Source organism: Bifidobacterium jacchi (genome assembly GCF_009078285.1).
Taxonomy (GTDB): domain Bacteria; phylum Actinomycetota; class Actinomycetes; order Actinomycetales; family Bifidobacteriaceae; genus Bifidobacterium; species Bifidobacterium jacchi.
The window spans coordinates 17,874-29,961 of the sequence record NZ_RQSP01000019.1 but is presented as its reverse complement, the minus strand read 5'-3'; the positions used below and the strand labels follow the sequence as shown (position 1 = coordinate 29,961).

Here is a 12,088-nt window from a genome sequence, read left to right as displayed (position 1 = left end):
CGGTGACGCTCGGGTCGGACTTGCCCTGTCCGACCCCGAGCTCACGTTCGCGCATCCCGCCGGGAACGTGGTCGTCTATGGCGACTCGTTTCAGGCGCTAGACGACGTGATCGGCGTCATCGAGGATCACGCTGTGGCCCATGTCGTGATCGGCCTGCCGCTTCTGCTCAACGGAGATGAGGGGAAAAGCGCACGCAAGGCGCGTCGTTGGGGAGCCAATCTGATAAAACGGATGAAAGAATACGATGAGGAAGGGCAGCTCAATGCCGAGTGTATTCCATCCGTGTCGTTTCTTGATGAGCGACTGACCACGGTCACCGCACATCAGCAGCTGTTCGAGGCGCAGGTAGCCGGGCGGAGGCATCGGCCCGCCGTCGATCAGCAGTCTGCTGTGGTGATTCTCCAGTCGGCTCTTGACGCGTGTAGGCAGGATCGAGGAGAGACCGGTGAGCGACAATCTGGATGATTTCTTCGCTGAAAACACCCAGTGGGTTGACGGCGACAACGAGGATTCAGACTCCCCGGAGCCGTCGCGCCCGTCACGATCCCGTCGCGAGATGCGCCGCAGACGCAAGCGCCGGCAGCGTCGCGTGATCACGGCTGTGATCGCCGTGGTGATCGTTCTGGCGCTTGTCGGCGTTGGAGGAACGTTCGTCTACCGCTCGCTCAAGGGGTGGGTCGATTCGCGCAGCCAGCCGACCGAAGCCGCCGACTATCCGGGCCCCGGCTCGGGAAGCGTCTCACTGACCATCGAGCAGGGGCAGACGCCCACGCAGATCGCCGACGCGCTCGTCAAACTCGACGTCGTCAAGACTTCCGGAGCGTTTCTCAGCGCGTTCAGCGCGGCCGGAGACGACGCCACGCTGTATCCGGGCACGTTCCGTCTCAAACTGCACATGAACAGCGCGGACGTCGTCACGATCCTCTCCAACATGTCCAACGCGAAGGGCTTCGTCGACGTCAAAGCCGGAGATCGGTTCAACGACGTCATTGCCGCGGTCGTCGAGCAGTCAGACATACCCCAGAGCGATTTCGACAAGATCGTCGCCGATGGCGGTAAAGGGATACTGCCCGCCGAGGCCGGCGGCAAATTCGAAGGATGGCTGGAACCAGGCACCTACAGCGTGTCCGACAAGAAGTCGGCCGCCGACATCCTTACGTCCATGGTCAAGGCGCGCATCGCCAAACTCGACGAGCTCGGTGTGCCGTCCGGAGCGCAGCGCGAGCGCATCCTCAACGTGGCATCGATCGCCGAAGCCGAGGTGAACCGCAAGGAATACTACGGCAAGGTCGTGCGCGTCATCGAAAACCGCATCGAGCAGAAGATGTATCTTGGCATGGATTCGTCGCTCGCCTACGGCCTGAACAAGAACGGCACGCAGATCACCACCGCCGACATCGAGGACGCCGATCACAAGAATCCGTACAATCTGCACAACGGTCACACCCTCGGCCTGCCGCCCACGCCGATCGGCAATCCCGGAGAGGACGCCATCAAGGCGGCCATGAACCCCGAGAAAGGCGACTGGCTGTATTTCGTGACCGTCAATCTCGACACCGGCGAGACGAAATTCGTCGCGACCGAAGACGAATTCTGGCAGATCCGGCAGGAATACAAAGACAACAATCCCGACGCGAACTAGGCGCAGTAACTGGTTGCACTAACGCGCCATCAACGCAGCGAACCAGCCGTGTGGTGCCGGCATGCAGCGGATCGCCGGCACCGCTGCATGGCAACCTCACAGCAGCGGATCGCCGGCGCCGGCGTCACAGCAGCGGGCCGATCGCCACGGCGATGATGCCGGCAATCGCGATCACCGGCACATACGGCACGCGACCGGCATGCGCGCCATGCCGCTGCGGATCGCAATGACTCCACCAGACGATCCACGACACGCCGAACAATCCCATGATCACCCACCACAGGGCCGTCACGGTCAGCCCCCACAGACCGACCGACAGACCGATCACCAATGTCGCGGTCACATCGCCGAAACCCAGCGCCGACGGACGGATGATCGCCATCGCCGCCTGGGCGAGGGCGGACAGCAGCGCGAATAGGACCGAGGCCAGCAGCGAGAACAGATCATTGAAGACGATCGCATAGGCGAGCGAGGCGGCAAGCTGGGCCATCGCGCCCACGGCGACCCATTTTCTCGGCACGCGTCGGCTGTGCACGTCTTCCGCGCTGAGCGCGAGCCCACATAGCAGACCGGGCAATGATGCAAGGTAGGACATACAGGTAGGATAGTCCAAAGTCAATCCGGATACGAAGTGGAGGAGCAGGTATGTTGCGCTGGCAGACGGCGGGAGAGTCGCACGGCGAGGCGTTGGTCGCCATGATCGAAGGGCTTCCGGCAGGTGTGAGCGTCACCACCGAGGATGTCGTGGAGGCCCTCGCACGCCGTCGACTCGGCTACGGGCGCGGCGCGCGCATGAAGTTCGAGCAGGACAAGGTGCGTCTGCTCACCGGAGTGCGGCATGGGCGCACGATCGGCTCCCCGATCGCCATCGAGATCGCCAACACCGAATGGCCCAAGTGGACCGAGGTGATGAGCGCCGATCCGCTGGATCACGAACTGCCTCGCGAGGGGCGCAACGCACCCCTGAGCCGTCCGCGTCCCGGGCATGCCGATCTGACCGGCATGCGCAAGTACGGCTTCGATGACGCCCGTCCGGTGCTGGAGCGCTCCAGCGCGCGCGAGACGGCGTCTCGCGTGGCGCTTGGCGCCGTTGCGGCGAAGTTCCTGGAGCAGACGCTTGGCATTCGCACCATCGCGCATGTGATTTCGATCGGAGGCGTTGGCGTGGATGACCCGTCCGCAGCGCCGCTGCCGACTCCTGATGATCTTGCCGCGCTTGACGCATCCCCCGTGCGCACCCTCGACAAGGATGCCGAAACGCGCATGATGGCGAGAATCGACGATGCGAAGCGCGCCGCCGACACGCTGGGCGGTGTGATCGAGGTCATCGCCTACGGCGTGCCCGCAGGACTGGGCACGTATGTGGAGTCGGATCGTCGTCTCGATGCGGCGTTGGCCGGTGCTGTGATGGGCATTCAGGCCATCAAGGGTGTCGAGATCGGCGACGGGTTCCTTGAGGCGGCACGTCCAGGCTCGCAGGCGCACGACGAGATCGTCGTCAACGCGGATGGACGCCTTGACCGCCTGTCCAACCGTGCCGGCGGCATCGAAGGCGGCATGTCGGATGGTCAGCCCATTCGCGTGCGTGCCGCGATGAAGCCCATTCCCTCGATCCCGCGTGCGCTGCGCACGGTGGACGTGCTCACCGGCGAAAGCGCCCAGGCGATCAATCAGCGTTCCGATTCGACCGCCGTGCCGGCCGCCTCCGTGGTCGCCGAGGCCATGGTCCGCCTGACGCTGGCCCGGTTCGTGCTGGAGAAGTTCGGTGGCGACAGCGTTGAGGAGATCCGACGCAACGCGCAGGGATACCTTGCCTCGTGGCCGGAGCACATGCGGTGAGTATGGCGGTTGTGGAGATTGCGGCGGAATCGGTAATTGCGGAGAAATCGGCGATTGCGGCGATTGCGGTGATATCGGCAAAAAGGAGGGGAACGATTGCGTAGGGGTTCGCGCAGACATGGCGGCGGTGCTCACTCGGGAGCACCGCGCGTTTCGCAGGCGTCTCGCGTCGAGGAACGTCTCGCCGAGCAGCATCGCGGCACTCAGCCGATCGCGGTCATCATCGGCATGATGGGAGCGGGCAAGACGCGAGTCGGCCGTGAAACCGCGCAGATGATGGGTGTGCCGTTCAAGGATGCCGACATCGAGATCGAGCATGAGATCGGCATGAGCATTCCGGAGTATTTCTCCCGCTACGGCGAGCCCGAATTCCGACGCGTCGAGAGCGAGGTGATCGCGGACACGCTCCGCGGGTTCGGCGGCATCTTCGCTCTTGGCGGAGGCGCGCCGATGACGCCGTCCGTGCAGCGAACGCTGCATGAATACATGGATCAGGGCGGGCGCGTGGTGTATCTGCAGGCGGACCCGGCCGAGGCGATGGAACGCGCCAATCGAGGCGGTGGTCGGCCTATGCTCGCCGGGGATGCAAACGAGCGTTGGAGGACGCTGTTCCGCCAGCGCGACCCGGTGTTCGACCGGATTGCCAACGTGCATGTGCGCACCCACGGTTCGACGCCGCAGATGGCGGCGAGAAAGCTGATGAATATGATTGATGAGAGAGTCGTCCACGTCGACGTCGTCGCCGCGGACTCATACAACGTGCGCATCGGCGAAGGCGCGTTGAACCATCTTGCGGCGGTGCTGGGCTCGGGTGTGGCGCGCGTGGCGTTGATTCACACGCAGCCGGTGCAGCGTCATTCCGACAAGGCGCGCGCGTTGCTGCGACAGGCCGGATACGACGTTCACGACATCGTCGTGCCGGATGCCGAAGCCGGCAAGACCGTTGCGGTGGCCAACGGCGTCTGGGAGCGGCTCGGCGTCGAGGGATTCACCCGGTCGGATGCGATCGTCGGCGTCGGCGGGGGAGCGGCGACCGATCTGGCCGGCTTCATCGCCGCCACATGGATGCGTGGCGTTCGCTATGTGAACTGTCCGACCTCGCTGCTTGCCATGGTCGATGCCTCCACGGGCGGCAAGACCGGTGTGAACACGACCGCCGGCAAGAATCTCGTCGGCTCCTTCTATACGCCCGCCGGCGTGCTGGCCGACCTGACCACGCTCGTCTCGCTGCCGAACGACATCTTCGTCGAAGGTCTTGGCGAGGTCGCCAAATCCGGTTTCATTCGCGATCCGCAGATTCTGAGGATTCTTGAGAACCATGCCGACGAGCTGCGAGGTTTCGACGGCGCGACGTTCCTGGGCTCGGGGTTGGAGGATGTGGCCGCGGAGCTGATCGAGCGCACGGTTCGCGTCAAGGCCTATCATGTCTCCGCCGACCTCAAGGAGGCCGGACTGCGCGAGTTCCTCAACTACGGGCATACGCTTGCGCACGCGATCGAGAAGATCGAGCACTTCCGTTGGCGGCATGGCAATGCGGTTGCGGTCGGCTGCATGTACGCGGCGGAGCTAGCGCATCTGCTCGGCTACATCGATCAGGATCTGGTCGACTATCATCGTTCGCTGCTGTCCTCGCTCGGATTGCCGATCTCCTGGAACGGCGGCTCGTTCGACGAGGTGCTCTCGCTCATGCATCGCGATAAGAAGGCGCGCGGCAACAAGCTGCGTTTCGTCGTGCTGGATGGCGAACCCGGCCATATGGTTCATCTCGACGATCCGCCGGCCGATGCCGTCGAAGAGGCGTTCCGCCGCATTCGGCGCTGACGTATCCGATACTGAAAGGAAACCGAACATGACCACGAAAGTCATCGTCGTCAACGGACCGAATCTTGGGCGGCTCGGCGTGCGTCAGCCCGACGTCTACGGCCGTCAGGATCTTGAGGAGCTGCGGCGGCTGTGTACCGAATGGGGTGCGGCGCTTGATCTGGATGTCGAGGTGCGTCAGACCGACGACGAGGCCGAGATGGTGCGGTGGATGCACCAGGCGGCGGACGAAAAGACGCCGGTCGTCATGAATCCGGCCGCGTTCACCCACTACAGCTACGCCTTGGCCGACGCCGCGCACATGGTCGGCGACGCGGGACTGCCGCTCATGGAGGTGCACATCTCCAACCCGTCCGCACGTGACGAGTTCCGCAAGCGCTCCGTGATCTCCCCGGTCGCCACCGGCACCATCACCGGCATGGGCTTCTACGGCTACAAGCTCGCGCTCGACGCCGTGGCGCACATCGTCAACGGTTGATTCGAAGGCGATGCCGACTGGAAGAATCGGTAGGTCCTTCCCGTCGGCATCCGGGATGAGTCCATTTGGGTCCGGGAAACGTGTTTCACCGTCGTCCCCGTTGGTCGTGCGTAGTCGTGGAGGTGAGCCCACCGCATCCGAACCCGATGGCGCAACATATTCAGGAAGGCGTCCGAGTTTCCGAATTCCGTTGCCGGGTGCCGTCGAATTCGGCGACGATGACACGACCATCGGCGAGTTTCCAGCAGAAGTCGACGTGATACGGCACCCGATGGTTATCCAGATTGTCGAATTCCACCTGAAGCGTGGGCGTGGCAAAACCAAGTTCGATCATGCGCCGAAGGCGAGGACCATGGCGGAGGAGATGGAACGCGCCGCCAATGAGATGGAGCAGCAGGGAGCTGATGGACATGTCCGTCACCAACTCCGCCAAGGTGATCCTCGTCCTCCACCACTGATCCGGGAACGGAGGTTCCATGATGTTGGTCGCACCGATGCGCCCGGCATCGTCATAACATGCCGGAACGCGCAGGTTTGTTCATCGCTACGTTGCCGACTCCGTCATTTGACAAAAGCCAGCGGGGGGGGGTAGGTTTAGGGCTTGTCAGGGTGACGGGCGTCGATGTCGTGGAATCCCCCTATATCGTTGGGTGTCCGAAGACGGTTCCGTCTGATCGCGATGAGGCGTAGGAGGAAAGGGGCCGGCGATGGCGACCATGCTGTTCTGTCCGTTCTGCGGTTTCCGCATACCGTCGGAGGATCCGCGATTCTGCCCCGGATGCGGGCATCCGTTGGCCGGGGTGATTTCTCCCGCACAGGGACACGACGGCCCCCATCCCGTCGATGCGAATTCCGTCCCTGCCAAGACCGTCGTGCAACCCATGCCGGCGATGGAGACGGCGGATGCATGGACCGATAAGGGGAATGCGCCGGCCGTTGTGAAGCCTCGGGAACCCGCCAGCACGGAACGGATGCTGGGCCTCGGCCAAACGCAGACTCGACAGATGTTCGTCGTACTCCGTGACGCCTATCGCGGGCTGGATGATGCGAATGCATTGCTCGACGCGTCGCGTCGGCAACGCAGGCGCGCCGGCCGATGCGACACCATACTGCGGTGTATGGTCGCACTGGTCTTGCTGGACGCCGTTGCGGCGGGTCTTTGCCTGTGGCTTGTGGCCACTGATGTCGTGAACGCCATATGGCAGGTCGCCGACGTTCTCACCTGCGTCGCCGTCGTGGTGACGGTGATCTGCATCGGCCTGACATCGGTGCGCCGCAGGCTGCGGTCAAGACTGCGCGAGGCGGACGACGAAACGTCCCGTTGGGAGATGACGATTGAACGGATCCGCCACGCCGTGGAGCCATTGGAGGAGCGTCTGCCGTCGGAGGCATGCAACGCCGGTTATGTGACACGTGTTCTAGCCTTGGCGGATGAGGGTCATCCGTTTGCCGAAGCGATGATGGAGGCAGACGATGCGGAAGGGTTCGCAGGTCGTGCCGACGCCTATGACGGATTGGTCCCTCTGGAAATCGCTCTTGAGGATGTGGCCGACGCCATTGACGGGGCATTCGTCCTCCGGAACGAGCCGGACGGATTCGATAAGGTATCGGACGTTGATGGCTCGGCTTCGCCCAAACGGTCCGAAACGGACCATACGCAACCGGTCCGGTCGTCGATCGTGTTGCCTGTGGTGGCGATCGGCTCGTCTCTTGTCGCGATGGCATTGTGCATGGCGCTGTTGCTGTGGGCGCTGCCCGCCCGTCAGCGCGATCTCGACGGGGTCGCCGCGGCGGCGTCATACTGCTCCGACCAATACCAGAGGTTGACCAAGGCGCGGGATGCCGCTGACTCGGTCCTGGGCAAGGTCTCCGACGCCGATGGCGACGGTGTCGGGACGCTGAACCGTCTGGTCGATGCCGTGGGGAATGAATCCTGTTCCGTGCAGGACGTCGGCAAATTGACCGACACTGCAACCGGGTACCGCAACCAGGTAAAAGCCATCAACGCCGCGTTGGCGGACGTTAACAAGCTGGTTCAGGCAAAGGAGGGCGCGGCACAGAGGCGACTCGATTTGTACGCGCGATTCCAGCAGATATGGAATGCCGTCGCCTCCGTCGCCAGAGGCAGCGCCGGAGGCGACGGCGTGCTCGACGGCACCTATTGCCGTGAAGACGGCTCATGCCTGCAGGTGACGCATGGTTCGACGCCCTACCGGTACGGCTCTCTGAGCCATACCGCCGGCGAGAACCCGCTATTTGACGACATGCTCGACCTGGACCTCAACTACCAATCGGCGCAGGCCACGCCCTCCACCATCATCTCGATATATCTCGTGGCCGGTCATGAAGGCGAGATGTGCGGATCGGCGATGCATCCCGGTACAAGCTGCCGCGACCAGTCCCTGTTCTACGTGCCGGTGGGCATGGATCTGGCTGCGGCCGATGCGCAGAACGGCCCCGACAGGATGCTTGGACAGTATGAGGTCGATCCCTCCAACCCGCCGGACGATTCGAAGGCATATCTGGTTCTGGGCGGTACCCGCGGCATGGGTAAATGGGAGTCCCTTGCCGCGGGGGATGTTCCGGTCATCTCCGACGACACCGTGTTCTACCTGCAATGACGAGTCGGGCAAACGGTTCCAACACCGTTCCCGACGAAATTCCCCGAACGTTACCCAAGGAGTTGCCTATGTTCTGCCCGTTCTGTGGTGCCCGCATGACGGTGGGGAATCCCGGATTCTGCCCGGCATGCGGCCGGTCATCGGAAGCGACGTCCCATGATGCTCCGGCACGGCCCGAACCCGTTGTATCCGAACCGGCGTGGGAGAGGACTGCCGAACGGAGGGATACCGATTCCATGAGCGTTTTCTTCCCGGGACGTTGCGGAGACAGGTACTATCCGGCACTGGGATGGACGTTCGCCGTCGTGCCCGCGGTGTTGTGCGTCATGGCTGGGACTGGATTGGGAGTGATGGCGGCAGGCCTCATCCGTCCCGAATACTTCGACACGTTGCGACCGCTCATCTGGGGAGTTCCCGCGGCACGATCACCGGACTCGGTTTCTTCGGCTACAAGCTGGCACTGGAGGCCATCGCCCATCTGATCGACTAGCGCCTGCATTGCAGATTCGTTTCACTGAATTGACCATGTTTCCATTGTTTTTCGGGACGAATTGCTGAACGGATTTCTGACGCAGAGAATCAGTGATCTGCGTCAGAAATCCGTTGATTATCTATTGGTGATCGTAATTCGGGGAATTTGGGTTGGATTCCCGAAAAATGATCGCTGAGATGGTCTCAGTAAACGTAATTCGGGAGATGGCCGTTCTTTTCCCGAATCTCGTTCGCGGAGGCGCGGTCTGCTGGCGTTTGGTCTGTTGGATGGTCCGGCACCGGTGCGTCGGCGTCTTGCACGGCGGATGGAGTGGGCGTAGTCTGAAGTCATGAACGGATATCCTGATTCAGGCTCCGGACCGGCTCCGGACGGCGGCAACCAGCAGCATCCCTACGCGAACGGCGCGCAGCAGGGCGGCTATGACTTCAATGGCGGCGCGAATCCGAATAGCCCGTATGCCGCGCAGGGACCGTCCTCCGAGGGGCGGCAATACGGCGCTCCCGCGCCATACGGATATGCCCTCGGCGCCGGACAGGGACCCCAGACCGCGCAGGGCGGCCCCGCGTACACGAATCAGCCGTTCCCCCCATACGGCATGACTGCGCAAGGCGGACCGACGAATCCGCAGTCGGGCTATCCCCAGTCGGGCTATCAGCCCTCTGCCGCAGCCGGTGGATATCACCAAGCGAACATGTCCCAGGGAGTCGGCGGCGGCTTGCTGCAGAATCAGTATATTCGCCAGTCATATGGCGCGACGCCGTACGGGTACGCCCAGCCGCAGCGGAAAAGCGGCTCCGGCAAGATGATCGCCATCGTGGCTGGTGCCGTGGCCGCCGTCGTCGTCATCGTACTGGTGATCGTGCTGATCATCGGCAATGGCGGCGGCAACGGAACCGAGCCGGGAACATCGCAGAACGGCGGCACGAACGGCTACATGGAGCTGCCGAAGCCTGGCGATTCAGGAACCACCGATTCCGGCGGCAGCTATCTGAACGATCCCGAACTCGAAAAGCGACGTCAGGAGCTTCAGGATCGCGCCGATAAGCTCAAGAAGGAATCCGAGGATCTGCAGAAGCAGTTCCAGAACAGCGGCTCGGGGTCGTACTCCGATAACTCCACCGATGGCAGCGAGTATCTTCAGGCACCGGAGCCGTCCTGGGGGAACTCGGACGGGTCGAACTGACCTGTATCGATTTGGTGCGGATCTGAACGGACCGATTGGACCCGACTGCGCACTATATGCCGTGCGCGGTATGCCGTGCGCGGCGTGCCCTTCATTCGCCAATGGCGGCATAGCAGCCAACACGCCGCGTCACGCACGGATGATACAGTGAAATTCCATGGTTAGAAGACAACATGGCAATTCCCAAGAGCACGTCACCAAGCATATCTTCGTCACCGGCGGCGTGGTTTCCTCACTCGGCAAAGGTCTGACCGCATCCTCGCTCGGTCGTCTGCTGCGCAGCCGTGGCATTCATGTCCTTCAGCAGAAGCTCGATCCTTACATCAACGTGGATCCGGGCACGATGAACCCGTTCCAGCATGGCGAGGTCTATGTGACCGAGGACGGCGCCGAGACCGATCTCGACATCGGCCACTACGAGCGTTTCCTCGATGTGTTCCTTTCCCAGAAAGCGAACGTCACCACCGGTCAGATCTATCAGGAGGTGCTGCGCAAGGAGCGTGCGGGCGAGTATCTCGGCCAGTGCGTGCAGGTCATCCCCCACATCACCGGCGAGATCAAGTCGCGCATGCGCGCACAGGCGGCCGACGACGTTGATGTGATCATCACCGAGATCGGCGGCACCGTCGGCGACATCGAATCCCAGCCGTTCCTTGAGGCGGCCCGCGAGGTGCGTCGTGAGCTCGGCCCCGAGAACTGCATGTTCGTGCATGTCTCCCTGGTGCCGTACATCTCCGCCGCCCATGAGCTCAAGACCAAGCCGACCCAGCATTCCGTGATGATGCTGCGACAGCTCGGCATCACGCCGGATGCGCTCGTGCTGCGTTCCGACCGTCCGCTCAACCAGTCCATCAAGGACAAGATCTCCCTGATGTGCGACGTGGATGTGGAGGGCGTGGTCAACTGCGTGGACGCGCCGAGCATCTACGATGTGCCGAAGATCCTGTTCAACGAGGGACTCGACGCCTATGTGGTGCGTGAGCTTGGTCTGCCGTTCCACGACGTCGACTGGGACGAGTGGGCCGATCTGCTTGAACGCGTGCATCACCCCAAGCATGAGGTCAACATCGCGATCGTCGGCAAGTACATCGATCTTCCGGACGCGTATCTTTCGGTCACCGAGGCCATCAAGGCCGGCGGCTTCGCCAATTGGGCGAAGGTGAACGTCAAGTGGGTCAAGGCCGACACCTGCGAGACCGAGGAGGGTGCGGCTGCCGCGCTCGACCGCATCGACGGCATCGTCGTGCCCGGCGGATTCGGCATTCGCGGCGTTGACGGCAAGATCGGCGCGCTCAAGTATGCGCGCGAGCACGGCCTGCCGGCGCTGGGCCTGTGCCTGGGCCTTCAGTGCATGGTGATCGAATACGCGCGCCACGTCCTTGATCTCGAGGATGCGAACTCCTCGGAATTCGAGCCGGATTGCTCCAACCCCGTGATCGCCACGATGGAGGAGCAGAAGGACATCGTCGCCGGACATGGCGACATGGGTCATACGATGCGTCTGGGCTCCTACCCGGCCGAACTGGAACCGGATTCGCTGGTGGCGGAACTGTACGGCACCACGCATGTGACCGAACGCCACCGTCACCGCTACGAGGTGAACGTCGCCTACAAGGATCGCCTTCGCGAGGCCGGACTGCGCATCAGCGGCCAGAGCCCGGATGGCGAGCTTACCGAGTTCGTCGAGCTGCCGACCGATGTGCATCCCTTCTACGTGGGCACACAGGCGCATCCCGAGTTCAAGAGCCGTCCGACCAAGCCGCATCCGCTGTTCGCCGGACTTGTCAAGGCCGCGCTCGACCATCAGGCGGCTCGCTCCGGCGAGTGAGCCTTGCGAGGCCGCAACGCGTTGCGAGTTTTGCGCTGGTCCTGCGGTGAGGGCGTTGAGATCCGATCTGTGATCGTTGAGCTCTGAACGAACTGCAGAAGTCGGCTCTCGGCAGAGTCGACGTACGACACAGCGAGTGCCGCTTCCTCTTGAATCCATGTGAAGCGGCAAACACGGTCGGG

At 62.9% G+C, this 12,088-nt stretch carries 10 protein-coding genes; 8 read left to right on the top strand and 2 right to left on the bottom strand.

The annotated features are described in order from the left end of the window. Positions 1-466, top strand: a 466-nt coding sequence (gene ruvX, locus EHS19_RS06320) for a Holliday junction resolvase RuvX (RefSeq protein ID WP_151916950.1), incomplete at its 5' end; no start/stop codon positions are given. Beyond that, positions 447-1,643 (top strand): endolytic transglycosylase MltG, encoded by a 1,197-nt coding sequence (mltG, locus tag EHS19_RS06315; protein WP_151916936.1) that lies wholly within the window; start codon positions 447-449, stop codon positions 1,641-1,643. The genes ruvX and mltG, both read left to right, overlap by 20 nt. Positions 1,644-1,767: 124 nt before the next feature. On the opposite strand, the gene EHS19_RS06310 is transcribed toward mltG, so the two are convergent. Further along, the gene (locus EHS19_RS06310) at positions 1,768-2,238 is read right to left on the bottom strand and encodes a prepilin peptidase (protein ID WP_151916935.1); all 471 of its coding nucleotides are present in this window, start codon (positions 2,236-2,238) and stop codon (positions 1,768-1,770) included. Between the two features lie 50 nt (positions 2,239-2,288). On the opposite strand from EHS19_RS06310, the gene aroC reads away from it, so the two are divergent. From aroC to aroQ, 3 genes are all read left to right on the top strand, one after another. Further along, entirely contained in the window at positions 2,289-3,482 is a 1,194-nt protein-coding gene (gene aroC / locus EHS19_RS06305; RefSeq protein ID WP_151916934.1) for a chorismate synthase, read from the top strand. Between the two features lie 210 nt (positions 3,483-3,692). Beyond that, positions 3,693-5,303: a bifunctional shikimate kinase/3-dehydroquinate synthase gene (locus tag EHS19_RS06300; protein WP_277752786.1), complete on the top strand. Its 1,611-nt coding sequence runs from the start codon at positions 3,693-3,695 to the stop codon at positions 5,301-5,303. Between the two features lie 28 nt (positions 5,304-5,331). Next, a complete protein-coding gene (gene aroQ / locus EHS19_RS06295) occupies positions 5,332-5,781 on the top strand; it encodes a type II 3-dehydroquinate dehydratase (protein ID WP_151916933.1) in 450 nt (149 codons plus the stop codon). Positions 5,782-5,941: 160 nt separating this feature from the next. On the opposite strand, the gene EHS19_RS06290 is transcribed toward aroQ, so the two are convergent. After that, entirely contained in the window at positions 5,942-6,193 is a 252-nt protein-coding gene (locus tag EHS19_RS06290) for a hypothetical protein (protein WP_175578348.1), read from the bottom strand. Between the two features lie 295 nt (positions 6,194-6,488). Between EHS19_RS06290 and EHS19_RS06285 the strand changes: the two genes are divergently transcribed. From EHS19_RS06285 to EHS19_RS06275, 3 genes are all read left to right on the top strand, one after another. Next, entirely contained in the window at positions 6,489-8,402 is a 1,914-nt protein-coding gene (locus tag EHS19_RS06285) for a zinc ribbon domain-containing protein (RefSeq protein ID WP_151916931.1), read from the top strand. An 821-nt stretch (positions 8,403-9,223) separates the two neighbouring features. After that, entirely contained in the window at positions 9,224-10,078 is an 855-nt protein-coding gene (locus tag EHS19_RS06280) for a hypothetical protein (protein ID WP_151916930.1), read from the top strand. A gap of 157 nt (positions 10,079-10,235) precedes the next feature. Further along, a complete protein-coding gene (locus EHS19_RS06275; RefSeq protein WP_151916929.1) occupies positions 10,236-11,906 on the top strand; it encodes a CTP synthase in 1,671 nt (556 codons plus the stop codon). Positions 11,907-12,088: the final 182 nt, after the last annotated feature.